Source organism: Dyadobacter sp. CY356 (assembly GCF_021440195.1).
Taxonomy (GTDB): domain Bacteria; phylum Bacteroidota; class Bacteroidia; order Cytophagales; family Spirosomataceae; genus Dyadobacter.
This window is the reverse complement of sequence record NZ_JAJTSZ010000002.1, coordinates 165,383-191,493: the sequence shown is the minus strand read 5'-3', so window position 1 is coordinate 191,493 and position 26,111 is coordinate 165,383. Positions and strand designations below refer to the sequence as shown.

The 26,111-nt window shown below is 39.6% G+C and carries 19 protein-coding genes; 15 read left to right on the top strand and 4 right to left on the bottom strand.

Translation table 11 applies throughout. From position 1 onward, the window contains the following. Nucleotides 1–20: 20 nt before the first annotated feature. The 4 genes from LXL81_RS06890 (at nucleotide 21) to trmB (ending at nucleotide 4,118) form a co-directional block, all read left to right on the top strand. On the top strand, nucleotides 21–1,091 hold the full coding sequence (locus LXL81_RS06890; RefSeq protein WP_234645990.1) for an SPOR domain-containing protein: 1,071 nt from the start codon (nucleotides 21–23) through the stop codon (nucleotides 1,089–1,091). Nucleotides 1,092–1,205: 114 nt separating this feature from the next. Beyond that, complete coding sequence (locus tag LXL81_RS06885) at nucleotides 1,206–2,129, top strand: hypothetical protein (RefSeq protein WP_234645989.1); 924 nt, start codon at nucleotides 1,206–1,208, stop codon at nucleotides 2,127–2,129. A 6-nt stretch (nucleotides 2,130–2,135) separates the two neighbouring features. After that, nucleotides 2,136–3,437, top strand: a complete 1,302-nt coding sequence (locus LXL81_RS06880; protein ID WP_234645988.1) for a folylpolyglutamate synthase/dihydrofolate synthase family protein — start codon at nucleotides 2,136–2,138, stop codon at nucleotides 3,435–3,437. A 21-nt stretch (nucleotides 3,438–3,458) separates the two neighbouring features. Continuing rightward, a complete protein-coding gene (gene trmB, locus LXL81_RS06875) occupies nucleotides 3,459–4,118 on the top strand; it encodes a tRNA (guanosine(46)-N7)-methyltransferase TrmB (RefSeq protein WP_234645987.1) in 660 nt (219 codons plus the stop codon). Nucleotides 4,119–4,180: 62 nt separating this feature from the next. Here the strand turns inward: trmB and gap are convergent, their stop codons facing one another. Continuing rightward, complete coding sequence (gap, locus tag LXL81_RS06870) at nucleotides 4,181–5,194, bottom strand: type I glyceraldehyde-3-phosphate dehydrogenase (protein WP_234645986.1); 1,014 nt, start codon at nucleotides 5,192–5,194, stop codon at nucleotides 4,181–4,183. A gap of 486 nt (nucleotides 5,195–5,680) precedes the next feature. On the opposite strand from gap, the gene LXL81_RS06865 reads away from it, so the two are divergent. From LXL81_RS06865 to LXL81_RS06850, 4 genes are all read left to right on the top strand, one after another. Continuing rightward, on the top strand, nucleotides 5,681–6,496 hold the full coding sequence (locus tag LXL81_RS06865; protein WP_234645985.1) for a 2,3,4,5-tetrahydropyridine-2,6-dicarboxylate N-succinyltransferase: 816 nt from the start codon (nucleotides 5,681–5,683) through the stop codon (nucleotides 6,494–6,496). Between the two features lie 301 nt (nucleotides 6,497–6,797). Next, complete coding sequence (locus LXL81_RS06860) at nucleotides 6,798–7,229, top strand: helix-turn-helix transcriptional regulator (protein ID WP_409013878.1); 432 nt, start codon at nucleotides 6,798–6,800, stop codon at nucleotides 7,227–7,229. 525 nt (nucleotides 7,230–7,754) lie between these two features. Continuing rightward, a complete protein-coding gene (locus LXL81_RS06855) occupies nucleotides 7,755–8,354 on the top strand; it encodes a TetR/AcrR family transcriptional regulator (RefSeq protein WP_234645983.1) in 600 nt (199 codons plus the stop codon). A 24-nt stretch (nucleotides 8,355–8,378) separates the two neighbouring features. After that, complete coding sequence (locus tag LXL81_RS06850; protein WP_234645982.1) at nucleotides 8,379–9,521, top strand: NAD(P)/FAD-dependent oxidoreductase; 1,143 nt, start codon at nucleotides 8,379–8,381, stop codon at nucleotides 9,519–9,521. 333 nt (nucleotides 9,522–9,854) lie between these two features. Here the strand turns inward: LXL81_RS06850 and LXL81_RS06845 are convergent, their stop codons facing one another. Further along, nucleotides 9,855–10,208 carry a helix-turn-helix domain-containing protein gene (locus tag LXL81_RS06845; RefSeq protein WP_234645981.1) on the bottom strand — a complete coding sequence of 118 codons (354 nt, stop codon included), beginning with the start codon at nucleotides 10,206–10,208 and terminating at the stop codon, nucleotides 9,855–9,857. A 119-nt stretch (nucleotides 10,209–10,327) separates the two neighbouring features. Here LXL81_RS06845 and LXL81_RS06840 point away from each other — a divergent pair, with 119 nt between their 5' ends. The 7 genes from LXL81_RS06840 (at nucleotide 10,328) to LXL81_RS06810 (ending at nucleotide 22,537) form a co-directional block, all read left to right on the top strand. Continuing rightward, on the top strand, nucleotides 10,328–11,290 hold the full coding sequence (locus tag LXL81_RS06840) for an aldo/keto reductase (protein ID WP_234645980.1): 963 nt from the start codon (nucleotides 10,328–10,330) through the stop codon (nucleotides 11,288–11,290). Between the two features lie 659 nt (nucleotides 11,291–11,949). After that, nucleotides 11,950–12,306 carry a hypothetical protein gene (locus tag LXL81_RS06835; protein ID WP_234645979.1) on the top strand — a complete coding sequence of 119 codons (357 nt, stop codon included), beginning with the start codon at nucleotides 11,950–11,952 and terminating at the stop codon, nucleotides 12,304–12,306. A 367-nt stretch (nucleotides 12,307–12,673) separates the two neighbouring features. Then, nucleotides 12,674–15,865, top strand: a complete 3,192-nt coding sequence (locus LXL81_RS06830; RefSeq protein WP_234645978.1) for a TonB-dependent receptor — start codon at nucleotides 12,674–12,676, stop codon at nucleotides 15,863–15,865. Between the two features lie 40 nt (nucleotides 15,866–15,905). Beyond that, the gene (locus tag LXL81_RS06825) at nucleotides 15,906–17,414 is read left to right on the top strand and encodes a RagB/SusD family nutrient uptake outer membrane protein (RefSeq protein WP_234645977.1); all 1,509 of its coding nucleotides are present in this window, start codon (nucleotides 15,906–15,908) and stop codon (nucleotides 17,412–17,414) included. Between the two features lie 446 nt (nucleotides 17,415–17,860). Continuing rightward, nucleotides 17,861–20,560 (top strand): c-type cytochrome, encoded by a 2,700-nt coding sequence (locus LXL81_RS06820; protein WP_234645976.1) that lies wholly within the window; start codon nucleotides 17,861–17,863, stop codon nucleotides 20,558–20,560. A gap of 171 nt (nucleotides 20,561–20,731) precedes the next feature. Then, the gene (locus LXL81_RS06815) at nucleotides 20,732–21,628 is read left to right on the top strand and encodes a hydroxypyruvate isomerase family protein (protein WP_234645975.1); all 897 of its coding nucleotides are present in this window, start codon (nucleotides 20,732–20,734) and stop codon (nucleotides 21,626–21,628) included. Between the two features lie 18 nt (nucleotides 21,629–21,646). Next, nucleotides 21,647–22,537, top strand: coding sequence for a hydroxypyruvate isomerase family protein (locus LXL81_RS06810; RefSeq protein WP_234645974.1), 891 nt, complete (start codon nucleotides 21,647–21,649; stop codon nucleotides 22,535–22,537). Nucleotides 22,538–22,637: 100 nt separating this feature from the next. Here the strand turns inward: LXL81_RS06810 and LXL81_RS06805 are convergent, their stop codons facing one another. Next, on the bottom strand, nucleotides 22,638–25,793 hold the full coding sequence (locus LXL81_RS06805; RefSeq protein WP_234645973.1) for an efflux RND transporter permease subunit: 3,156 nt from the start codon (nucleotides 25,791–25,793) through the stop codon (nucleotides 22,638–22,640). Beyond that, nucleotides 25,794–26,096 carry a DUF190 domain-containing protein gene (locus tag LXL81_RS06800; protein WP_234645972.1) on the bottom strand — a complete coding sequence of 101 codons (303 nt, stop codon included), beginning with the start codon at nucleotides 26,094–26,096 and terminating at the stop codon, nucleotides 25,794–25,796. Nucleotides 26,097–26,111 lie beyond the last annotated feature (15 nt).

Below are 26,111 nucleotides of genomic sequence, written 5' to 3'. Positions count from 1 at the left end.
TTCACCTCAAAATGCACTTCATGATAGCTGTTGAAACGGTAATAAGAAAACTAGTAACTGATTACGAATTCGTGATCATTCCGGGCTTTGGCGCGCTGCTTTCCCATCAGGCTCAGGCCTTTTATAATGCAGAGACAGGCATGTTTTCTCCACCGGATAAGCGTCTGGCTTTCAATGAGTTTCTGAAACTTGACGATGGGTTATTAGCCAACTATATTTCACGTCATGAACAGATAAGTCACGGAGAAGCTGTTGCTTATGTGAAACGTTACACCGATAAACTTCGTGTATCGTTACAAACCAGCGATCGTGCTACTATTGAAGGAATAGGTGAGTTTAGTATGAATGTTGAAGGGAAACTCGTTTTTGAGCCTAATACAGACAGATATTTCAAAGACGAATGGTATGGTTTCAGAAGTACAGCCGCAAAACTTGTCGAAAAAAGAGCTTCGGGGTTGAATACACCTGTTGTTCATGTTCATGAAGATCACGTTGAAGTACTTGAAGAGGAAGAGCCAAGATCTGTTAAAGTGAACTGGATCGCATGGACATCGGCTGCGATGATTGCAGGACTGATGTTTTATTTCAGTTTGTTTTATGTTTCTTCGAATGGTGAGAACAAAAGCACGCTGAATCCTTTTACCAGCTTTTTTGATAAGATGACCACCGCTTCTGCTCCTGTTGCAGCGAAGAAAGTAATCGTCCCCGCGAAAAGAAGGGTTGTTTACGTTGTTAGAAAACCAATCAATGAAAATGTTGATAGCGTAGCAGCACCAAAAACTGAGGCTGCTATAAATGCAAAACCACTGGAAATCAAATCAGAGGTTAGTGTACCGGTGGTGGCATCGACAACTAACAAAAGATTTTTTCTGATAGCCGGTGCTTTTAAAGGAAACAGACAGGCAAATGTTCTTTTGGAAGAAATGAAGAAAAAGGGATATGCTGATGCTCTTGTTATAGAAGCTGATAAATACAGCAAAAAAGTTAAAGTAGCGGTAGAAGGTTTTGAAAATGAAGGTGATGCTTACCGTGCTTCTGCAAAACTTAAAAAGATTATAGGTGAAGAAGGCTGGGTTTATAAGAAAAGATAATCCAGGTTTTAATATTAAAAGTACCGGGAAGGAGCCAAAAAGGCTCCTTCTTTTGTATTTATACGAAAATGACATATTTTTACGTTCAACACGAAATCACAAAAAAATTAGCCAATGTTTGAATTACAAGCAGAAGATCGTCAGAGAATAGCAATATCCTGGGCAATGTCTATCGGCATAACGATAGCAATGCTGGGACTGTTCTTCTTTATACGTCTTAACAGTTCTGTACCTAAAGTGGAGCCCATGGAGCTTTTTGTGGAGGTTAACTACGGTACGAGCAAAGTAGGAAAGGGCGATATACAGACTTTCAATAAACCAAGTAATTCTAAGGTCAGGGAAAATATGCGCGCAGAAGCGGAAGAGGTTAAAGAGCGTAAATCTGTTTCTCAGCCTAAACCAACGCCTCCGACACCTCCAAAAGTAGAATCTGTCAAGCCTACCAAAACGGTGACAGAAAAAGTTATCACTTCAAAAGCAGAAAGTCCTGTTGAGGCACCGGAAAAAACGGAAACCAAGAAATCAACCGGAAGTGCTACTTCCTCTGCTCCGGTGAGTAAACCTGCTCCTGAAAAAGCGGTTAACAAAGATGCACTTTTCACGAAATCTTCCGGAAGCAAATCGGGAAGTAATGGTACCAATGGAACAAAAAGTGGTGTAGGTGGAAATAATAATGGTGACGATGCAGAAGGTGTAGGCGATAAAGGCTCAAAAACGGGGAGTTTATTTGCCAAGACATACAAAGGTGAAGGCGGCGGTGGCGGAACGGCCGTAGGGCTTAGTTTATCTGGCTGGAAGTGGTCACGCAGACCAGTGGTTAATGATAAGTCGGATGCAACTGGTTCAATCACTTTCAAAATAACAGTTGACAAGAACGGTCGGGTTAAAAATATTATTACGCAAAGTACTACGGTAACGGATTACGCGGTTGTGAACCAATATCGCAGTGCTGTCAGAGAACTTACTTTCATTTCTCAATCTTCAAATGTTCCGGAAGAATCTACCGGAACTATTACATTTAAAATCAGTTCGCAGTAGAACCTAATGAATTATCAGGAAACGATCGACTATCTGTACAGTCGCTTACCAGTCTTTCAAAATATCGGGGCCCGTGCTTTCAAGCCGGGCCTTCATACTACCCTCCAATTGTGTAATCACCTGGGAAATCCTCAGGAAAAATTCAAGACAGTTCACGTTGGCGGTACCAACGGAAAAGGAAGTACTTCGCATATGCTTGCTTCTGTATTGCAAGAGGCCGGTTATAAGGTTGGATTATATACTTCTCCTCATTTAAAGTCGTTTACAGAGCGTATACGGGTTAACGGAGTGAGCATTGATGGAGATTTTATAGTAAAATTTACCGCTGTTAACAAATCTTACATCGAAAGTTTAAGCCCCTCTTTCTTTGAAGTAACCGTGGCTATGGCTTTTGCTTATTTTGCAAGCAGTCAGGTGGACATCGCTGTGATAGAAGTTGGTATGGGTGGAAGGTTGGATTCCACTAATGTTATTACACCGGTTCTTTCTGTCATCACCAACGTCAGTTATGACCATGTTCAGTTCCTGGGAGACACCCTTGGAAAGATCGCTTTTGAAAAAGCGGGAATTATTAAAAATGAAGTTCCTGTGGTAATCAGTGAAAAACAGGAAGTTGAAATATCGGATGTTTTTAATCAGACAGCATCTGAAAAAAACGCTGAAATCGCTTATGGTTCGGAATTATTTGAGATTGGAAAAGCAGAACATTCAAATGGTGCATTGGTTTTAAATATCATTTCAAAAACATCTGGCCATCCTGCTTATCCGGATCTGAATCTGGATTTAGCGGGTGATTATCAGTTGAAAAATATCTGTGGTGTTATTGCGGCTATTGAAAAATTACAGAATACCGGTTTTAAAATTGAAATGGAAGCCATTTACAGAGGCCTGTCCCGTGTGCAGCATAATACTGGTTTGAAAGGCCGGTGGCAAAAATTGAATGATTCACCGCTGGTCTACTGTGATACTGCTCATAATTATGCCGGTGTATCGGATACAATGCGTCAGTTTAACAGTTTGGTCACAAAGCAAAAAAGGTTTGTGATCGGTTTTGTTTCAGATAAAGATATTACCTCCATTCTGAATTTATTTCCCCGCGATGGTATCTATTACTTTTGCCAGCCGTCAAATCTACGCGCTTTGAATGCCTCAGAATTGCAGCAGGAAGCTCTGAAATCAGGTTTATTGGGAAATGTTTATCCGGATGTAAATAAGGCTTTAGAAGCTGCAATTTTGGAATCAGATCGAAAGGATGCCATTTATGTCGGAGGAAGCACTTTTGTAGTTGCCGATTTGGATCAGTTATAGTTGTTGAATTATATTTTAAGCATGTCAAGAAGAAAATTATCCCACTATCAGTTTAGTGCAGAAGCTGCAAATGTTATAGAAACCGGAAAACCGCTTTATACAGAAATCAAAGGAAAATGGAACGAGCTTTACTTTAACAACAATAATCCCATCGTTTTGGAACTGGCTTGTGGAAAAGGTGAGTATACGGTGGGCCTTGGAAAGGTCTTTCCGGATAAGAATTTTATCGGGATGGATATCAAAGGAGACAGGATTGCCCGTGGAAGTCTGGCCGCAACGGAATCTGGCCTAACCAACGTCGCTTTTCTTCGTGCCGGGATTCAGTATTCTGAGGAATTCTTTCAGGAAAATGAACTGGATGAGATCTGGCTAATTCATCCGGATCCTCAGGTAAGAGACCGGGATGAACCGAAGCGGTTAACAAATCCGTCGTTTTTACATCATTATTCCAAATATTTAAAGAAGGGTGGTTTGTTTTGTTTAAAAACCGATAGTACCTTTTTGTATGAATACAGCCTTGGTACATTGGAGAATTCAGAAAGTTTTACAATTATTGAGCATACAGACGATTTGTATCAATCTCCATTACTGAAAGAACACCACGGCGTAAAGACACATTATGAAAGTATTTTTGTAGCGAAGGGATATACGATCAAATTTATTAAGACAATTGTTCTATAAAAAAATAAGCCGCTATGAAATATTATCATAACGGCTTATTTTTTAGTAATACTAAATGCTAATTATTTACTTATTAAAGTAGCAAAGTAGTTTACAGTACGAACCAATTGAGATACGTATGACATTTCATTGTCATACCAGCTCACAGTTCTTACCAATTGAGTATCTCCGATTTTTTGAACTTTCGTCTGCGTTGCATCGAAAAGTGAACCGTAGCTGATACCGATAATGTCGCTGCTTACGATTTCATCTTCTGTATATCCGTAGCTTTCGTTCGCAGCAGCCTTCATAGCAGCGTTGATTTCTTCTACTGTGGTTTCTTTACCCAGGATAACAGTCAATTCAGTAAGTGAACCTGTAAGCGTTGGTACACGTTGCGCAGAACCGTCGAGCTTACCTTTCAAGGAAGGCAATACCAATCCGATCGCTTTTGCAGCACCTGTACTGTTAGGAACGATGTTCTGCGCAGCAGCACGGGCTCTTCTCAAATCACCTTTTGGATGCGGAGAGTCCTGAGTATTCTGATCGTTGGTATAAGCGTGGATGGTAGTCATCAAGCCATTTACAATACCATATTTTTCTTCTAAAACCTGCGCCATTGGTGCAAGACAGTTGGTTGTACAAGATGCTGCACTGATAACTGTTTCAGATCCGTCAAGGATATCGTGGTTAACATTAAACACGACAGTTTTAAGATCACCGGTAGCAGGAGCAGAGATAACCACTTTTTTAGCACCAGCTTTGATGTGCGCTTCAGCAGACTCTTTGCTAGTAAAGAAACCTGTACACTCAAGAACTACATCAACATCATGCGATCCCCATGGAATTAATGAAGGATCTCTTTGAGCATATATAACAACGTTTTCGCCATTAACAACGATTGAATTTTCTGTTGAAGTTACTTCTGCGTTAAATCTGCCTTGTGCAGTATCATATTTAAGTAGGTGAGCAAGCACTTTAGGACTTGTTAGGTCATTGATAGCTACGATATCGATGCCTTCCATGTTATAGATCTGGCGATAAACTAGACGGCCGATACGTCCAAAACCATTGATTGCAACTTTAACTTTTGACATGTGCTTATAAGGATTATGTTATTACGGGGGCAATATTAAGAAAAATGAATGCCGATTTAAAGAAATTAACAGAATAATTGACCGCAAAATTCCTGAATCAACAGTTTCCAGTTATAATAGCATTCAATGTATTATTGTCTAGTATTATTAGTATTTTACTAACCTAATTTTATTAGTAATTTTTCCATTTTTACTAATTTAAGTAGTTAATTCTATTCTTTATAAGTTTAACTTTAACAGTTGCTCATTGAATGATTTTATCTTACCTAAGAGAATGTTGGTCTTGTATAAATCGATTCCTTCTCTGTTTAAAATCCCGGTCTATTTGTTTTATATTTGTTTTGAAAGTAGGAGTGTAGCTGATTAGTTCAGCCAAATCGTAACCGCTAGCTGATTCACTTAAATAACAAATGATAATTTTTAATTTTATCGTAACTTCCTATCTTTCAAATAGTTAAATACTTTTTATTAATTAATTAATTTAACATGAGCCTTAGTACTCAAATTGAAAATCTCTGGTCTGATAGAGACTTATTAAAAGAGCCGGAGAACATTGAATTTATCAAAAGTATTATCGAAGAAGTTGATAAAGGAAGACTTCGTGTTGCAGAACCGCAGGAAGATGGCACATGGGTTGTAAACGAATCGCTAAAAAAAGCGATCATTCTTTATTTTCCAATCCAGAAAATGGAAGTACTCGAAGCAGGCATTTTCGAATACCATGATAAAATGAAGCTTAAAACGGGATACGAGGCACTGGGTGTTCGCGTTGTTCCGCCGGCCGTAGCGCGTTACGGGTCCTATATTTCCAAAGGAGTAATCCTGATGCCATCCTATGTAAATATTGGCGCCTATGTAGACGAAGGAACTATGGTAGATACGTGGGCTACGGTAGGCAGCTGTGCTCAGATTGGGAAGAATGTTCACCTAAGTGGTGGTGTCGGAATAGGAGGCGTTTTGGAGCCTGTACAGGCTGCTCCTGTTATTATTGAAGATGGTGCCTTTATTGGTTCCCGCTGTATCGTAGTTGAAGGCGCGCATATTGGTAAAAGAGCTGTGCTTGGTGCTGGTGTTACGATTACCGGAAGTTCTAAAATCATCGACGTTACTGGCACAGAACCGGTCGAATATAAGGGTTTTGTTCCGGCAGACTCTGTGGTTATTCCAGGTACTTTACCGAAAGAATTTGCAGCCGGTACATACCATGTTCCCTGCGCGCTGATCATTGGAAAACGTAAGCCAAGTACTGATCTGAAGACATCTTTAAACGAGGCACTACGTGATAATAATGTAACGGTCTGACATTTGTAAACAGAATACAGATTAACTTATTATCCTTCTATTTAACAAACTATACAATGCGATGTTCTTCCCGGAGCATCGCATTTATTTTTATCACTTCCTGATTAAACAAATTTAAATTACGTAAGTATCTGTCTTACAAACTATTTACATTTGTAATTAGCATAATAAATTTAACATATTAAACGATTTAACAAGTTAAATTAAAAAGTTTACAAATGTGTTGTTTACATTAATAAATCAATTTATATTTGTGTGTTGACTTTTGTAAATATTAAACAGTTTAATAATGTATCCGACGATGGATTTGAACGAGAAGATAAAGCAGATACTTGTTGACAAAAATATATCCCCGTCACACTTTGCAGACGAGATTGGTATCCAGCGTTCGAGTATTTCTCACATACTTGCCGGGCGTAATAAACCTAGTCTCGACATTGTTCAAAAGATTATCCGGAGATTCCCGGATCTGGGTATAAACTGGATTTTGGAAGACGAAGATTTGCCTGAATCCATAAGTGAAATAAAGCCTTTCAAAGCAGACAATTACACCTTACCAAATGCACAAAAATCAGGCATAGCCAGCCTTGCAGAATTGCGTAAAAATAATGGAGCCCAACATTATCCGGTACAGGAAAATGTAAGTGCTGCAAAACCGGTAGTTCAGGAAGAAAAAAAAGTTGAGCGCATTCTTATATTTTATTCCGATGGAACATTTCAGGAATTTAAATAAGTTGAAAGATTCAGTTATCAATTAATTCCATATTTAGTTGATAATGGATTATTGAAAGACCGTATCACTAATTTCAGGAATGGAAGTACTATCTAAGTTGCTGCATTGGTAATTTCAATTTCATAGTTGACTTAAATAATTTCCTTTGGCAAACTTCATTTGTCCTTCACCGATGGATAACAATTTCGCAACCAAAATGCCAATAATTTAATGAGATAATATAAAGTAACGTTATTAGGACGTGTCACTAGTATCCAGGCATTTTTATTGCGACTCTTAACCAATGTAGAATATTTTAGTTTTATACTAAAAATGATTATCCTATCTTTTCAATGTTGACCAACTTCAAAAAGCTCCTTTTCATACTGCATCATTTTTCAAATCCACAGATTTACTTTTTTCGTAGCAAAACTCAGGCTATATATAATTAAGCTTAAAAATATTTTAAAATATTACCAATTAGTAAATAAACATTTACTTACTTTGTAAAACTTATTTTTTTGAAGGCATAAGGCACAATTTATTATGAGACCGAAAAATTTAGAAAAGGAAGAAGCGATACGCACGATAGCGCTGCAAATCATTTCCGATGAAGGTTTGGAAAATTTGAGTATGCAGAAACTCGCCAAAGCAGCGAATGTCTCCCCCCGAACCATTTACATAAAATACGAAAGCAAGGAAGATTTCCTGATAAAACTTTTCATCGAAGAAGTACTTGGCTCTTATGAAAAAGCCGTACTTGATAGTTTCGAATCGACAATGAATTTTCCGGAAGGTGTGAAAAAGATCTGGGTAAATACTTATCGATATCTTATTCAAAACCGGCATTCCTTTGCATTACTTCAATATGGAAAATCCTCGCCTTTACTAAATAAAGCGTTTCAAAAAGCCCATATCCAGCAAGGGAAATTCTTCGCACCGATTCATATATTTTTAAAAATGCATGTAACAAATGGAGTGATTCAGGATCTCCCGGGAGATGTCCATCGTGCTCTGCTATTCTCGCCATTACTCGATCTGGTCAAGGAATATTTCGATTATCTGGACCGCCCTGAACAAATTATCACCGAAAACATGATTTTGGAATGCTGTGAAATTATTATAAAAGGCATGATAAAAGACTAAATCACAGCCATTAAAAGTACAAAAATGAACCTACTTGAAAACAAAAAAATTGCAATTGTAGGCGGCGGTCCTGGCGGATTAACGCTTGCCAGACTTTTACAAATGAACGGAGCTGATGTAAAAGTTTACGAAAGAGATGCCCATAGACATGCAAGAACGCAGGGGGCAACGCTGGATCTGCATGAAGAATCTGGCTTGAATGCGCTAAATAAGGCGGGGCTTTTAGATGCGTTTTGGGAGAATTATCGGCCTGGTGCAGACAAGTTAAGAATTGTTGATAAAAACGCAGCCATAGCTTATGATGACTCGGCTGATAAGGAAAACGAACCAGTCCGGCCCGAAATCGATCGCGGACCACTTCAAAACATTCTTTTAGATTCTTTAAAACCAAACACTGTTATCTGGGATAGTCAGCTGTTATCACTTACCAAAAAGGATAATGTATGGAAACTTGACTTCAAAAATGACACCTCGGCCATGGCTGATTTAGTGATAGCAGCGGACGGAGCAAACTCGAAAATCCGCCCATACATCACGCCGATAAAGCCATTTTTCACAGGAATCACCATAGTAGAAGGTGCTGTTTACAACTCTGAAATAAAATCACCAGCCGTACATAAACTATTAAACGGTGGCAAAATATTCGCTATGGATGATGAGAAAACTCTAATTGTTAGCTCAAAAGGCGACGGCAGTCTGGTGTTTTATACAGGCAATAAGACTTATGAGAATTGGGCAAGGGATTGTGGGATTGACTTCTCAGACAAGACTCAAGTGCTGGCCTGGTTTAAAAGTGAATTTGTCGGATGGAATAATATATGGGACGAATTATTTGAAAATGCCAGCTCTGATTTTATCCCAAGACCACAATATTGCATGCCATTTGATCAAACCTGGAAGACTTTGCCAAACCTGACTATACTTGGCGACGCAGCCCATTTAATGCCTCCTTATGCCGGCGAGGGCGTTAATATGGCCATGCTCGATGCACTGGAATTAAGCCAGTGTCTGTTAAGCAGCGACTTCCCGGATCTGCACTCCGCCATTGCTTCATACGAAAAACTAATGCTCGTCAGATCTTCTGAAACCGCAAAGAAAACGCTGGAATCAACAGAAGCGTTACATACGACTAGCGCTATTGAATGGTTAATCTCTGTAATTAGTTAGACACAAATCTTACCTTTGCTTACATTGGTAAGATTCTTACGGCATAAAGGTTATTGATTTCATTTTGAAAAATTAAATCAATAACCTCATTATAAGCATTTTAATATTTTATAAGTAGAATAAGTAAAAAACATAATTATTTGAACGATAAGTACATAACTTATTATATATTTTATATGTATTGTATATTTATCACATATAATACATATAAATATCATCGTCAATATTATTTAGTATTAACAAATTGCCGCTTACGGTTATCCGGCCACTTTGAGTTTTTGTGCAGCTTGTAGACAAAAGACAAAATGATTGAAGAAAATATAAATAGTTGATTTAGGAATTATTTTGAATCAAACCTTCTAATTCCACACGATGTTCTTCCCCCCATTGTGCAACGTACATAATTGCCGGAATGAGAGATTCTCCCAACGGAGTCAGATCATATTCAACCTTATAAGGAAGCTCATCAAAAATATGCTTCGACAAAACCCCATGCCCGACCAACTGATTTAATTGTGAATCCAACACTCTTCTTGAAGCCTTAGGCATTTTTCGTTGCAATTCTCCCGGTCTTTTAATTCCGCAATGTATACTCCAGATCAGGTTAGCCTTCCATTTGCCATTCACCACTTGCATGAATAAGTGTAAGCCGCAATCTAATGAAACAGGGATTTTTTTCTGATACATGGTAAATTAATTTGATTTGCAAATATAATTCAAACCAGTCCACTTTATGGTATGGATAAATTTACCCATACTTGTAAGCTGTCAACAGACTCATCAATTTTGTGTTAAAAAAGAATATGATGAAAAATAAATTATTTGGAAGTAAAACTGGTTTGTACGCAAGTGAGATCATTTTAGGAGCGGCAAGTTTTGGCACACGGAGAGGGTATGGGACTAGTGCTGATGACGCAAGACAGATTTTATCTGCTTATGCAGATGCTGGTGGAAACTTTATAGATATTGCCGACAGATACCAGTTAGGAGAAGCGGAAGAGTTGGTTGGGAAATTTATAGAAACCCAACGTCACAATTTTATCATTAGTACCAAATATACCCAAAGCAGTGAGGCAGATCCCGCGATTACAATTTTTGGAAATCACCGCAAGGCCATGAGACAAGCTGTGGAATCCAGCTTGAAACGGCTGAAAACTGATTACATAGATATCTACATGCCGCATTATGATGATGGTGTAACTCCTCTTGAAGAAATTTCCCGGGGTCTGGAAGATCTGGTAGGCTCTGGAAAGGTTCTATATACAGGTCTGACAAATTTCCCCGCCTGGAAAGCCGCTGCAATTGCTACTGCCATTCCAATGACTGCCATTCAGATTGAGTATAATTTATTGCAACGCACTGCTGAGCGGGAATTTATTCCAATGGCAGCGCACTTTGGTTTGGGAACGATGATGTATTCGCCACTGGCAGGTGGCTTACTGACCGGGAAGTACCGGAAAGGCGAAACAGGAAGAATCACCGCAGGCGCTAATGCTGAATACCACGAAGATGAGCATGCCAAAAATATAATCGATCAGCTATTGATCATTGCATCGGAGGTCAATGAAACACCAGGACAGGTAGCTTTGGCATGGGTGCTATCAAAAAATGCTTTTCCGATTGTAGGTGCACGAAACATGAATCATATCAATGACAGTTTAAAAGCTGCTCATATTAAGTTAAGTACTGAACATATTGCGGAACTCAATAAGGTAAGTGCCACCCAGGCAGGTTATCCTCATGAATTGTTAGCGACAGTCCAAAAATAAACAAACGCTGAATTGACCACTTGCTAAGCCTTTTAATAGTGGAAAGAAGTCATCGGATTATTATGCAATAAGCATGATCCGGTGACTTTCTATTTGTCCCCAATAAATTCCAGACTGGAAAAGTCTCGTATTATTCACCATTGATATGCATGTATACTGCTTTTACATTCATAACTGAAACTATGAACAATTTGTAAAATACTAATAATTAATTAATTAACCAAAATTTTTTATACATATAGAAAGGTATAATGTTATAATAAATACTTTACTTTTAATTAAATTAATAAGTTTAATATTATTGATACGATTATATAAATTTATTACTTTTTATTTTAAAAATTACATATTGAAAGTACAGTACTTAATATACATAATAAACTTTTAAAAAGAATAAAAAGCATTAAACTTTATTAAAGTATTTAAATCCGCCTTTATAATACGTCACGTCTTGCAGTTAGCATGACATCCGGATTTGATAGCTAGAAATCGAAATTATATTGAAAGAGGTTGTATGTCAGGTATAACAAGACAAATAAAAATTTGAACTATACCAGACAGAGCAGGATAGTTGACCTTTATGTAAACAGTATTATTGTACATATTATTCATTAAGTATAACTATTTACAAGATTACTGATAATTATAACGGTACATTGATGTCAACTACTATTGGAAATTATTTATCTATGAGCTCATCTGATCTTCCTGCATCTGAAATGCAACTCATTGAAAATTTTATTCAGGGAGGTGAGAATTCTGTTAAAGAAATCAATCCAAAATACTGCTATACGATATTACTTGGTGCCAGCAGCAGACATAGTGCTATTGATATTTTAAAAGACTCAGTTCAGTCAATATTAAGAAGAATACTTCCGGAAAATTTACCGGTTAATATTATTGCTACTCACCTTCAATTATCAGAAAGCGTTGAAGATCATAGAACTAATTCCCTCATAACACACAGGATTTATTTAAAGGCTTTTATTTCCGCCTTGGTAATATATACTGTTTAATAGCTGAGCACTAACAATTATGAATATCAGGTCAAAAAATATAAATTAATTATGATATTGTATAATGTGTCTGAGGGACATAATTACTTGAAGATTTGGATATTCAACACTTAACCGTTTGCCAAGACCAAGTGTGATACATTTCCCTGATGAATTAAATTGATAAAAAAATTAACTAAACCGTTTTATTCAACTAACCCAATCTATATGATTTCAAAATAACCAAACCCTATTTTAATAACAGCCGAAAGTGAGCCACCACTTCCGGCTGAGCGTAAGGCTTATCTCATCGTATAGTACATCCGTTACCGGGTGTAGGAGGAAGCGCTATGTTTTATTTTTTACATCCAATAAAACCATCAAATTTATGAATCAACCGCGACAATTACAATTGTACGCTCTTTTGTACAAGATTACCAGGATCACCCTGTCACAGCTATTCATCGGATTTCTACTTTGTACTGCATCCTTTGCTAATAATCCGTCAGCCAAAACAATCGTTGATCATCCTGTTAAGGGAAAAATCACAGATGAAACCGGCCAGGGACTTCCTGGCGTGAGCATAATTTTAAAAGGTACAACATCCGGTACCGTTTCAAATGAAACAGGTGAGTACACAATCAATACCCCAGACAATGGAGGCAAATTGATATTTTCATTTATGGGATATCTATCTCAGGAAGTGGAAACGGGTACGCGTACGACCATTGATGTGAAACTGGAAGTTGATTCCAAATCTCTGTCTGAGGTCGTTGTTGTAGGTTATGGTAGCCAGTTGAAAAAGGAAATCACCGGTGCTGTACAAACGATCAAAGCTGACGAAATTAAAGACATGCCGGTTTCGCAGGTAACACAGAAGTTACAGGGAAAACTTGCAGGCGTTCAGATTAACCAGACGACTGGTAAGCCGGGACAAGGAATGCAGATCCGTATTCGTGGGCAGTTGTCTGTATCTGCTGGTAGCGATCCTCTTTATGTGATTGACGGTTTCCCGATTACAGGAAACATTGGAAACATGAATCCCGACGAAATTGAGGACATTACGATCCTAAAAGATGCTGCCTCAACTTCTCTTTACGGCTCACGTGCCGCAAATGGTGTTGTGTTGATTACAACAAAGAAATCGACAAACGGAAAAACCAACATCGGATTGAATGTATATGCAGGTACTCAGAATGTACCGGATCGTGGTTTGATTAAAATGTTGAATGCAGAAGAATTCGCACAGTTTAAGAAGGAATCATATGAAGATATGAACCAGCCTGTGCCGGATATTTACCAGGATCCAACGCAATACAGAGGTAAAAATAATGACTGGTATCGTGCATTACTCCGCCGTGCCCCGCTTCAAAGTTACAATTTGACTCTAAGTACCAATACCGAAAAATCAAGTACTTCTGTCGTTGCCGGGGTTTTCAACCAGCAAGGAGTTGTTCTTAACAATCAATACAAAAGATATTCTTTGCGTATTAACAACGAATACCGTGTCAGCAATAAAATAAAACTGGGTTTCAATATCGCTCCGTCTTACATTTATGACAATACGCCAAAATCCGATGGTGACCGTGGTACCGGTATTCTTTTCAACGCGCTTCATACATGGCCGATCATGCCTATTTACGATGCAAACGGTAATCTGACAACATATAATAATTTACCGGGTAACACAGGTAATATTTTTAGTTATCCTAACTGGGTACGTGCTGCGCAACAGTTGATTAATGAGACCAAAAAAACAGGTTTCCTGGGTAATGCATATGCAGCATATTCTCCGATAAAAGGATTGACTTTCAAAACTTCTTTTAACACAGAGTTTTTGGCTACGAAATTCTATTATTTCAACCCGTCTACTGCGACTTACCAGATCAACGTACCTATTCCTACAACCGCAGCATCGGTTCGTTCGAATACACAAAATTTTAGCTGGTTGAACGAAAATACAGTTACTTACAATAAGGCAATTGGTGATCACAATTTTGAGTTGCTTGCAGGTTTCACAAAACAAAAAGTTCGAGAAGAATATTTACAAGTTGCCGCCAGTGTATATCCGGATGACCGCATTACAACGCCCCAAAGTGCGATTAACATCCAAAGAGGTAGTGGAACTTCCAGCGGAATAGGTCAATATACATTATCATCTTATCTGTCACGTTTGACTTACAACTTTAAAGGGAAATATCTTTTCACAGCCGCTGTACGGGCTGATGGTTCTTCCCGTTTCGGTTCTGACAACCGTTGGGGTGTTTTTCCATCCGCTTCCGTGGGTTGGGTTTTGTCGGATGAAGCATTCATTAAAGATAATTTCAAACGCGTATCTTTCGCAAAAGTACGGTCCAGTTATGGTGTGATTGGTAATAACAACATCGGTAATTACACTCAGTATGCTACCGTCGACAACACAATTAACTCCGTATTTGGTAGCAATGTTGCTCCTGGTGCGGCAGTAACTTCCTTACAAAACCGGAATCTTGGCTGGGAGAAAACCAAACAATTTGACCTTGGTCTGGATCTTGGCTTGTTTAATGACCGCATCACTTTTGTGTATGATTTCTATACAAAAAGAACAACAAATCTGCTTTATAGCGTTCAGATTGCGCAAGAAGCTGGTTTTAGTAACTACAATGACAACATTGGTGAGATCAAGTTCTGGGGACATGAATTCTCTTTAACAACACGGAATACAGTTGGAGAAATTAAATGGACAACAAACGCCAACATTTCTTTTAACAGAAATAAGGTACTTGCGCTTTCAGATGGAATTGATCGTGTATACGGAGACGTTAACATCACTCAGGTTGGCAAGCCATTTGGTCAATTTTATGGTCTTGTAAAAGACGGATATTACACAACTCAGGAACAGCTGAAAACCACACCTGTGGTGCCTGGCCGCTCTGCTATCGGAGTTATCAGATATAAAGACCTGAACGGTGACGGAGTCATTACCAATGGTGGTGACCAAGATGACAGAACTATAATCGGGAACCCTTTCCCAAAATTCACTTACGGTCTTACCAATTCGGTTTCTTACAAAAATTTCGACTTATCTGTTACCGGTTCGGGTTCATTTGGCAATCAGTTATATGTTCAGCATTTGTACAGTACTGCCAATCTGGACGGTGTTTTTAACATGGTTGCTGGTGTAAAAGATCGTTTCCGGGTTAAGAATGCAATAGATCCTGTAACTAAACAACCAGTGGCTACTACAATAATTACAGAAGGAAAAGGAATGTTTGGCGCTACTAATAATGGAGGAAATTATACAGGTCTTGAACGAGATTGGGCAAGTACCCAATTCCTTGCAAACGCATCTTATTTCACGATCAAAAACGTTACCCTAGGTTACAACATCGGTATCAAGAATAAAATATTTAAATCTGCACGTCTTTATGCTTCGGTACAACAGTTATACGTATTCACAAAATACTGGGGAGGCCCTAATCCAGAAACAAGTGGACAACCTGATGGTAATGGTCCCGGAAATAATTTGAGTCTTGGACGCGACTATTCCAACTATCCTGTGCCACGTACATGGACAATAGGTATCAACCTGAACTTCTAAAATACCCTAGCCAGCTATTAACATTTTATCGATATTGATAATGAGAAAAAAACTAATTATTGCTTGTCTGGCCACACTGGCATTTACGAGCTGCCAGGATAAATTCCTGACCGTCTTACCTGAGACTAATTTAAGTTATGATGTTTACTACAAAACCCAGGCTGATTTCGAATACGCTGTAAATGCAACCTATGCACCATTAAGAAGTATTTTCAATGACCGCGCCTGGAAACTTGGAGAATTACATTCGGACAATGCCTATTATGCCCGAAACCCTCTTTACGGTGCGGTCGATGCCACTGAAAACATTGCTGATTTTGCTGTTCCTACGGCAAATGGTGTTACTGCAAATGATAATGTTTTGCAGCAATGGCGTCAGGATTATCTGATCATTTCAAGAGCAAACCAGATTTTGGTGCTTATCGACGGAGTCGATTTTGATGCTGCCGTGAAAGCAAACCTTAAAGGACAGGCATTGTTTTTGAGAGCTTTCGCTTACTTTGAACTTGCCAGATATTTTGGATCTGTTCCTCTTCATTTGGTACCGGTAACCACCCGTCAGGAAGCAGCCTTACCTTTGTCCAAAGTGGAAGATATTTATGCGCAAATTGAAAAAGATGCCAAAGAAGCCTCCACCTCTTTGCTATCAAAATCTACACAGGAAGCGGGAAGAGTTACTTCCGGTACTGCTAAAATGTTGCTTGCAAATCTTTATATCGTTCAGAAGAAATGGGCCGACGCATCAACATTGTTGGCAGATATCGTTAAGAGCGGCGAGTATTCCTTGATGCCAAATTATGATGATGCATTCTCCGGAACTACGGATAACAAAAACAATGTTGAATCTGTTTTTGAGGTTCAGTATATGGAAGGTGCAGCCGGATATAATGGTAATCTGATTTATCAGATTATGCCTTCTCCAATCACAGCGGAAGAATTATTTCCAATTACCGGGACGAACAATACGCAGGCTACTTCACAGGAAAGTAACGACATCCCAACCCCGGATATCATTGCTGCCTTTGAAACAGGGGATAAGAGAAAGGATGTTAACATCGGGTACGTGACACTTAGCCAAAGTGCGAGAGCAAACAAAGTCTTCCCATACATTAAAAAATTCGCCCGTAAGCATACACAACAAAATAACACAGGTCAGAACTTCCCGGTTTACCGTTACGCTGAAGTGCTTCTCTTCCTTGCTGAAAGTTTAAATGAATCCGGCAAATCAGCAGATGCAATTCCTTACCTGAACCAGGTTCGGGCAAGAGCAGGATTGGCCGCTACGACGGCTTCTTCACAAGCTGACCTTCGTGAAGCAATCTTTAAAGAAAGAAGAGTTGAACTTGCTTTTGAAAACAAAAGATGGTTTGATATTGTGAGAACAGGTAGAATCCAGGAAATCATTGTTCCGTATGGTGCAAGAGTAAAAGCAAATCCAGATGCCTACTACTTCCCGGCGGGGTCTGTTCCTCCTGGAAACGCCTTTACAGTTCTTGATCAATACTATGGCTTGCCAGCTGTTGAATCAGCTTTATCTCCTAACTTTTAATATTGGTTTAGCTCTGATAAGTCTTAACGAAAATCAAAAAGTGCAGTAAGATGATCTTACTGCACTTTTTGATTTAAAAAGAGATTCGCATCCACATATATTAAGTATTCTACTTATAAATAATTTAATATATTTTAAATATACAGTACAAACGGTACTTTTAATATGTTAATTACTATTTAAAAGAACTAAATAAATAATATTTTAAATACTTTTAAATAGTCATATACTTATTTAAAGTTTGGTACTTTAAGATAAAATTCGTTAGAATTTGCTTAATTTAGATTGAAACCCGACACAGCAGGATGGTCTGATCAATCAATCGTTTTATAATTGCAAAATCTAACTTTTTAAAGATTAAGTTAGTTTTATTTAAGTCAGGAATATCCTAAACCCTTAATTCATCATACATTAAAATTTATATTACTTAAACGCTGAACTGTAAAATGTACACAAAAAAACAATGGTTTAGACTTCCAATTACACTTGCGGTGCTTATTGCCGTAGGTGTCTTTTGCGGGGTTTTGTTAAGCAACCGGTCTGCCAAACACAGGCCGCCTGGCTCCAAAGTAGACAAACTAAAACTTGCTGATGGATTTGTTGCCGAACATTTGTATAGTCCATCGGAAGAGATGAATGGTTCATGGGTTTCCATGACTTTCGATGATAAAGGTAGAATGATCACAAGTGATCAGTATGGCGGACTTTTCCGTCTTGAGCTTCCTGCGATTGGATCTACCGAAAAAGTTAAAGTCGAAAAACTACTTATTGAAGGCGATACCGCAAAAGTAGCGATGGGTTTTGCTCATGGTTTGCTGTATGCTTTCAATAGTCTTTATGTAATGATTAATAATCGTGAGAGTGCCAAATTCCCAAAAGGAAGTGGGCTATATCGTTTGCAGGATACGGACAACAACGACAAGTACGATAAAATCACTTTGCTGAAACCATTGGTTGGTGAAGGCGAACATGGACCGCACAGTATTGTTTTGTCTCCTGACAAAAAATCGCTTTATGTGGTGGCTGGGAACTTTACAGATCTGCCAAAAATGGATACGTATCGCTTGATGCCTAACTGGAAAAACGATAATCTTTTTCCATGGATTAAAGATCCACGCGGACATGCCAACGACCGTAACGCACCTGGCGGATGGGTAGCCCATACCGATCCGGAAGGAAAAACCTGGGAACTGATGGCTGCCGGTTTCCGTAACTCTTATGACATTACTTTTAATGAAGCCGGCGATCTGTTCATTTATGATTCAGATATGGAATGGGATTTCGGTACGCCATGGTATCGCCCAACGCGTGTGTGCCATGTAACAAGCGGAGCGGAATATGGATGGAGAACGGGATCGGCAAACTGGTCACCAACATTTGCTGATAATTTATCTCCGATCATGAACATCGGACAAGGTTCTCCGACGAATCTTATTTATTTAAAAGATGCACGGTTCCCTGCAAAATACAAAAGCACTCTTTTGGCATTCGACTGGAGTTTTGGTATTGTGCATGGCTTACACTTGAAACCTAACGGCTCGACATACTCTGCAGAACATGAAGAATTTCTGTCAGGCGCGCCGCTTCCTCTAACAGATGGAGCTATTGGTCCTGATGGAGCTTTGTATTTCCTGACAGGTGGCCGTCGTCTTGAATCTGATTTGTACCGTGTGTATTATAAGGACTACAAAAATATTCCTGCTGGTTCCAACGCAGTTCAGGTTGCGATAACACCGGAACACAAACAACGTACGGATATTGAACAATATCACGTAAAACAAGATCCGAAAGCAATTGACGCTGCGTGGCCACTTCTGAAAAGTCCGGATCGTTTTCTACGTTATGCAGCACGGATCGCGATCGAACATCAGCCGGTTGCACAGTGGCAGGCCAGGGCGTTGGCTGAAAAAGATCCTCAATCACTAATCTACGCTTCGCTTGCTTTGGCGCGTGAAGGAGATGTTTCAGTAAGACCTCAACTTCTAAAAGCTATGATGGGTATCGATCTGAAAAAATTGAGTGATAGCCAGAAACAGGATTTACTAAGAACTTTCGAAGTTACTTTTTACAGAATGGGCCAACCGGATGCAGCTCAGAAAGCACAGCTAATCGCTTATATAGGCCCTAACTATCCATCTACAAATGCAGGTCTTAATCGTTTCTACGCAAAACTTCTGGTTTTCCTTGAAGATCCAAAAGTAGTAGACCAAACACTTACATTGATTGCTAAAAACGAGGTGTTTGATGATAAAGACAATGCGATGGCCACTGCCTCTGCGGATCTTATTCTGCGTAACCCCCAGTATGGTTTGGATCTGGCAGGTTTGCTTGAAAAAATGCCTCCCGCACAGCAGATGTTCTATGCCATTCTTTTAAGCGGCGCAAAAACAGGTTGGACACCGGCATCAAGAGAAAAATATTTCACCTGGTACCAAAAAGCATTTAGCTATCAGGGCGGGCGGAGTTATATAGGTTTCATCGACAAAGCTCGTCAGATGGCTCTGCAAAATGTTCCAAAGGATAAGTTTGCGTACTACAACAAATTGTCTGGCGCAGATTTGCTGACAACCAATGGAAATGACCTTGCTAATTTATATAATCCGAAAGGACCAGGTCGTGGCTGGAAAGTGGATCAGGCCGTTGCGCTGGTTCAGGACAGTTTGCAGCACCGTGATTTTGATCGTGGAAAACTGATTTTCTCAGCTGTATTATGTAGCCGTTGTCACATGATCCAGGGAGAAGGTGCCGATGTTGGTCCTGATTTGACACAACTTGGAACACGTTTTTCTCCAAAAGATATGCTTGAAGCGATCATTGAACCAAACAACGCAATCTCTGATCAGTTTGCATCCATAGCCTATGAATTGAAAAGCGGAGAATCTGTTGTTGGTCGTCAGTTGAATGAAGATGCTAATTTCTATTACATCGCTCAAAATCCGTTTGACTCAAAGACAATACGCAAAATATCCAAGAAGGAAGTGAAGTCTTCTAAAATTTCGCAGGTTTCGATCATGTTGCCTGGATTGATAAATGGATTGAACCCGGACGAATTAAGAGACCTGGTTGCGTATCTGATGTCGGGTGGCAACAAAAACAATCCGATTTATCTTGAATCATCGGGTGCTGCAAAGAAGACAGGTAAATAACCTGATTTTTGAGTAGAATTGAAATATTTGATCTTAAGTAGTGGTGTCACTGAATTGACGTTTTGCATAGACCGGCAAAATAGTTATCGGTGGCACCACTGATTTTTACAAATGTATTAGTAAATGGAACGGCCATAATTATAGTATCAATTAACATATATACCATCCTAGATGAAAAGTACCTCCAACAGACGTACAGCACTAAAAAATATTGCGGCGGGTGCAGGAGTTTTGAGCTTGCCGCTTTCTATATCAAAAGTAATTGCTGCCTCAGAAAATGCACTTGGCCCTAAATTGAACGGGAAGATCAATCACTCGGTTTGTAGGTGGTGTTACAGCAAAATCCCACTGGAAACGCTTGCCCAGGAAGCTAAAAAAATCGGCCTTAAATCTATTGAGCTTTGTGGACCGGATGAATGGCCGGTGCTTAAAAAGTATGGATTAACATGTGCTCTGCCATGGGGAGAAGGATTAACAAAAAGTCTGGATCAGGGATTTAACGATCCAAAGAATCATGCGGAACTGATCAAAGGTTTTGAAGATATTATTCCCAAAGTTCAGGCTGCGGGTTATAATCAGATCATCTGTTTTTCGGGAAACCGGCGTGGAATGAGCGACGTGGATGGTATGATGAACTGCGCGATAGGTTTAAGAAAACTCATGCCGATCGCTGAAAAACATAATGTGACATTGGTGATGGAATTGCTTAACAGCAAGGTTAATCACAAAGATTATATGTGTGATAATACAGCCTGGGGAGCAGGGTTGTGTGAAATGGTTGGATCGGAAAAATTCAAATTGCTGTATGACATTTACCATATGCAAATTATGGAAGGTGATGTAATTGCGACGATCAGAAAATATCACAAATACATAGCCCATTACCATACAGGCGGCGTTCCGGGAAGAAATGAAATTGACGAAACGCAGGAATTATACTACCCGGCCATTATGAAGGCCATCGTTGAAACCGGCTATAAGGGTTTTGTCGGACAAGAATTTGTTCCAAGCCGCAAAGACGATATTGCCTCTTTAAAACAAGGTGTGACCATTTGCGATATTGCCTAAATCGTGACGATACAAAAGATGAAATCTATAACGAACAGACGAAACATACTAAAAAAAATGGTAGCAGGAGCCGGTCTTTCAGCATTACCCTTATCGGTTACAGACGTTTTTGCAGCATCTGACAAAGCACTTGGAGCCGAATTGAAAGGGAAAATTAATCATTCTGTATGTAAATGGTGTTATTCCAAAATCCCACTGGAAACCTTTGCGCAGGAATGTCAGAAAATCGGCTTGAAGTCAATCGAACTTCTGGGTCCTGATGAATGGCCGATTCTGAAAAAATATGGCTTAACCTGCGCTCTACCCAATGGAGCGGGAATGGGTATTGAAAAAGGATTTAACGATCCCAAAAATCATGATGCGCTGGTGAAAAGCTATGAAGAAATTTTCCCTAAAATCCAGGCGGCAGGGTTTACAAGTGTCATTTGTTTTTCGGGAAACAGAAATGGAATGTCGGATATTGACGGCATGAGAAACTGTGCAGAAGGCTTGAAACGCCTGATGCCCTCAGCTGAAAAATACAATGTAACGATGATCATGGAATTGCTGAACAGCAAAGTGAATCACCGGGATTATATGTGTGATCACACGGCATGGGGTGCAGGACTGTGCGAGATGATCGGTTCGGAAAAATTCAAACTGCTATACGACATTTACCACATGCAGATCATGGAAGGCGACGTAATTGCGACAATCAAAAAATACCACAAATATATTGGCCATTATCATACGGGCGGCGTTCCGGGCAGAAATGAAATTGATGAAACACAAGAGCTTTGTTATCCGGCGATAATGAAAGCAATTGTAGACACTGGATTCAAAGGATTTGTGGCCCAGGAATTTATTCCAAGCCGCAAGGATGATATTGCATCATTAAAACAAGGGGTTACGATTTGTGATATTGCCTGATCTGTTTAATTCCTTTCTGATTAAAAAAATAAAAACCCCGTCTGGCATTTCTGTCCAGCGGGGTTTTTACCTTACTACATCAACTTATAACATCCTCTGATTATTCTAATTTTAATTCGTCTCCGTCTTCGGTGACAACTTTAACCTTTCTTTTTCTCTCCGCCCACAAATAAAGCGGTGGCAATAAAATTGGTGCAAAAATGAGCGTACTGGTTAATCCACCAATAATCACCGTTGATAGTGGTCTTTGAACATCCGAACCAATACCGGAAGAAATTGCTGCCGGTACCAGACCGATAATTGCGACAACCAGAATCGACAGGAGCGCACGAAGCTGTTCGGTTGAAGCCAGTAAAACATTACTTCTTATATCGTTTTCAGTATTCAAAACGGATCGGTTCAAGGCAGAAACCAGCAACACACCGGCCATAACTGATATCCCGAAAATACTTACAAAGCCAACTCCGGCTGATACGTTGAAATAATAACCACGCATCAACAAAGCAACAATTCCTCCGCCTAATGCAAAAAGTATACAGCTCATGGTAACCATCGTGTGTGACAGATTTTTGAACAACATAAACAGGAACAAAAATACCATCACAATCGTAAGCGGAATTGTAAATGCCAGTTGTTTTCCGGCACGTTCAAGATTTTCATACTGACCACCGTAAACAATGCTGTAACCCTTTGGCACTTTGATTTTAGCATCCAGTTTTTTCTGTAATTCAGCAACAAAACCGCCCTGATCACGCCCTCTGATGTTTGTACGGACTGTAACCATACGTTTGCTGCCATAACGATAAATGTTGGTCTGGCCTTCAATAAAATGAATATCTGCCAATTGATCCATAGGAATTAATGCACCGGTCAGTGATGGAATCTGAAGGTTTTTAATAACATCAATTGAATTTCTGTATTCGGGTAAAAAGCGGACAACGATGTCATAACGTTTTGTTCCGTCATACAAAGTCGATATTGTTTTACCACCAATCGCAGCTTCAATCATATTCTGGATGTCCGCCACATTTATTCCAAAACGTGCTGCATTCTGACGGTTAATATTGATAGCCAATTGCTCCTGCGGACCTTCCTGTTCTATATTTACGTTTTCAGCACCAGCAGTTTCCTTCACAATTTTAGTGATACTATCTGCTTTCATCCGCATCATACCCAGATCGTCACCCACAATGGAGATTGCAAGATCGGCCGCACTTCCCGTCACAATTTCCATAACCTGGTCAATAATAGGCTGGCCGGAAGAGAAGGCAACGGATGGTAATTGAGATTGCAGATCAGCCTTGATTTTCTGAACAAGTTCTTTTTTGGTTATTTCCTTGGCCCACAAATCATAATCTTTCAACCCGATCAGGATTTCATTTCTGTTGGCCGGGAAAGGATCCGTACCGTCGTCGTTACGTCCGGATTGGGTGATCACAAAAGAAATCTGGGGATATTTTGCAATGATACTTCGGATCTTAGGAGCATAACTTGCATTTTCCTGAATGGTGATACCAGCTGCAAAGTTTCCTCTTAGAAAGATAGAACCTTCATCTAATGTAGGCAAGAACTCCGAACCAAGTTTAGCACCACAAAGCACCAACAGCATTACGACGGAAAAGCCAATCAGAACTGTGGACTTATAATTTGTCAGAAACTTCGATATTGTTTCGGCGTAAACTTTTGTCAAACCATCCAGAACAAAATTCTTGTGTTCCTTCATAGGTTTCTCCGGATTTGCCAATTGTTTCTTGTAAGCAAAAGAAATTAACACTGGTATAAAAGTTAACGCCGCCAGCATTGACCCAATTACGGCAAAAGCAAGCGTCAAAGCCATAGGTGAGAACAGTTTTCCTTCCACACGTGTCATCAGCAAAATCGGCATATAGGCTAGAATGATGATTGTTACAGAGAAGAAAATTTCACGTCCCACTTCCTGGGCAGCAAGCAATGTTATTTTGACAATTCCCTGTTGTTTTTCCTCAACTGTGGCCGTTCTGTATTTTCTGATTAAATGCTCAGCCATCACGCAGGCACCGTCTACAATAATACCAAAATCGATTGCACCAAGTGAAAGAAGGTTTGCAGGAATTCCTGTCAAACGCATCAATATAAAAGCAAATAAAAGCGAAAAAGGAATTGTCAATGCAACTACCAGGGCGCTTCTGATACTTCCCAGGAAGAAAATCAATAGAATAATTACGATTGAAATCCCCTCAAAAAGTGTGTGGGCCACCGTTTCCAGTGAGTGATCGATAAGAAAACTCCGGTCATACAGCGGACGTAAAGTAACGCCTTCGGGAAGTTCAGTTTCTTTAAGTTCCGCCATTCTTTCTTTCAAAACTTTCAAAACCTCGCTTGGGTTTTCATAGCGACGCAGCAGAATAATCCCTTCAACACCACCGCTGACATCTACACTATCCTGGGTGATCGTATAACCCATTACGCCACTTGGAGGCGGCGGGGTAATTTCTACGGTAGCCACATCACGAAGGAACACGGGAACACCATTGGCCGATTTCAAAACAATATTTTTGATATCTTCCTCGGTTTTAATCGCTCCCAAACCGCGAACTGCAAAACCCTGTCCGCCACGTGAAATAATATTTCCGCCGGTATTCTGGTTATTCGCATCTACGGCGTCCATCACATTTTGTAATGAAAGTCCATATTTTACCAGCTTCTGTGGAGATGTTAGGATGTGGAACTGTTTCAAAGGTCCGCCAAATGTTGTAACATCCGCGATACCAGGCACTTGCAGCAAGGCTGGTTTGATAACCCAATCCTGCAAATCTCTCAGTTGAGTAGGGCTGAAAGTTGGGGGGGCTTCAACAACGTAACGCAAAATTTCACCAACCGCCGTAGATAGGGGAGCCAGCTCCGGTGCTACGCCGTCCGGCAATTCTGCCGCTGCGACTCTTTCCAAAACCTGTTGTCTTGCAAAATAATCGTCCGTTCCGTCTTTAAAAGTAAGCTGAACAACAGAAAGTCCGAAAATGGTACGACTTCTGCGGTCCAGAACATTGGGTGTATTTTGCAAAGCGCGTTCAATGGGAACAGTAACCTGTTGTTCCACCTCCTCAGCTGCCCGGCCAGGATATTGAGCGATCACAATTACGTTTGTATCTGCAATATCAGGGTAGGCCTCTATTTTAAGCTGTGTAAAGCACCAGTATCCGATGCCCATAAGTACAAAACTGATGGAAATTACCACCCATCTGTTTCGTAAACTAAAAAAAAGCAAGTTCTTAATCATCTAATTCCACTTATCTACGTGATTGGTAATAATAAATCCGCTCTTCACTTCTTTGCGCAGTGCCGTCAGAGCCGATTTTACATTTTCTTCTTCATCAATGAAGGTGATCATAATCGGCGTTTCATCGAAACTGAACAGATCAAAGGGGCGGTTTAAATGCTTGCTTTCATCATATCCCAAACGACCGACGAAAACAGTCGCGCCGCGGATTTTCTGTTTAAGCAACAATTGCATAATATATTCGTATAGCGGCTGCTCACGGAAAAACTGATCTTTCCCGATAAATATCTGTGCTTGTAGCATAATTTTGAAGTTGAT

Excerpts from the sequence above, each read along its gene's own strand:
- LXL81_RS06890 (WP_234645990.1), top strand. The coding sequence starts at position 21 with ATGATAGCTGTTGAAACGGTAATAAGAAAACTAGTAACTGATTACGAA.
- LXL81_RS06885 (WP_234645989.1), top strand. The coding sequence starts at position 1,206 with ATGTTTGAATTACAAGCAGAAGATCGTCAGAGAATAGCAATATCCTGG.
- LXL81_RS06880 (WP_234645988.1), top strand. The coding sequence starts at position 2,136 with ATGAATTATCAGGAAACGATCGACTATCTGTACAGTCGCTTACCAGTC.
- trmB (WP_234645987.1), top strand. The coding sequence starts at position 3,459 with ATGTCAAGAAGAAAATTATCCCACTATCAGTTTAGTGCAGAAGCTGCA.
- gap (WP_234645986.1), bottom strand. The coding sequence starts at position 5,194 with ATGTCAAAAGTTAAAGTTGCAATCAATGGTTTTGGACGTATCGGCCGT.
- LXL81_RS06865 (WP_234645985.1), top strand. The coding sequence starts at position 5,681 with ATGAGCCTTAGTACTCAAATTGAAAATCTCTGGTCTGATAGAGACTTA.
- LXL81_RS06860 (WP_409013878.1), top strand. The coding sequence starts at position 6,798 with ATGGATTTGAACGAGAAGATAAAGCAGATACTTGTTGACAAAAATATA.
- LXL81_RS06855 (WP_234645983.1), top strand. The coding sequence starts at position 7,755 with ATGAGACCGAAAAATTTAGAAAAGGAAGAAGCGATACGCACGATAGCG.
- LXL81_RS06850 (WP_234645982.1), top strand. The coding sequence starts at position 8,379 with ATGAACCTACTTGAAAACAAAAAAATTGCAATTGTAGGCGGCGGTCCT.
- LXL81_RS06845 (WP_234645981.1), bottom strand. The coding sequence starts at position 10,208 with ATGTATCAGAAAAAAATCCCTGTTTCATTAGATTGCGGCTTACACTTA.
- LXL81_RS06840 (WP_234645980.1), top strand. The coding sequence starts at position 10,328 with ATGAAAAATAAATTATTTGGAAGTAAAACTGGTTTGTACGCAAGTGAG.
- LXL81_RS06835 (WP_234645979.1), top strand. The coding sequence starts at position 11,950 with ATGTCAACTACTATTGGAAATTATTTATCTATGAGCTCATCTGATCTT.
- LXL81_RS06830 (WP_234645978.1), top strand. The coding sequence starts at position 12,674 with ATGAATCAACCGCGACAATTACAATTGTACGCTCTTTTGTACAAGATT.
- LXL81_RS06825 (WP_234645977.1), top strand. The coding sequence starts at position 15,906 with ATGAGAAAAAAACTAATTATTGCTTGTCTGGCCACACTGGCATTTACG.
- LXL81_RS06820 (WP_234645976.1), top strand. The coding sequence starts at position 17,861 with ATGTACACAAAAAAACAATGGTTTAGACTTCCAATTACACTTGCGGTG.
- LXL81_RS06815 (WP_234645975.1), top strand. The coding sequence starts at position 20,732 with ATGAAAAGTACCTCCAACAGACGTACAGCACTAAAAAATATTGCGGCG.
- LXL81_RS06810 (WP_234645974.1), top strand. The coding sequence starts at position 21,647 with ATGAAATCTATAACGAACAGACGAAACATACTAAAAAAAATGGTAGCA.
- LXL81_RS06805 (WP_234645973.1), bottom strand. The coding sequence starts at position 25,793 with ATGATTAAGAACTTGCTTTTTTTTAGTTTACGAAACAGATGGGTGGTA.
- LXL81_RS06800 (WP_234645972.1), bottom strand. The coding sequence starts at position 26,096 with ATGCTACAAGCACAGATATTTATCGGGAAAGATCAGTTTTTCCGTGAG.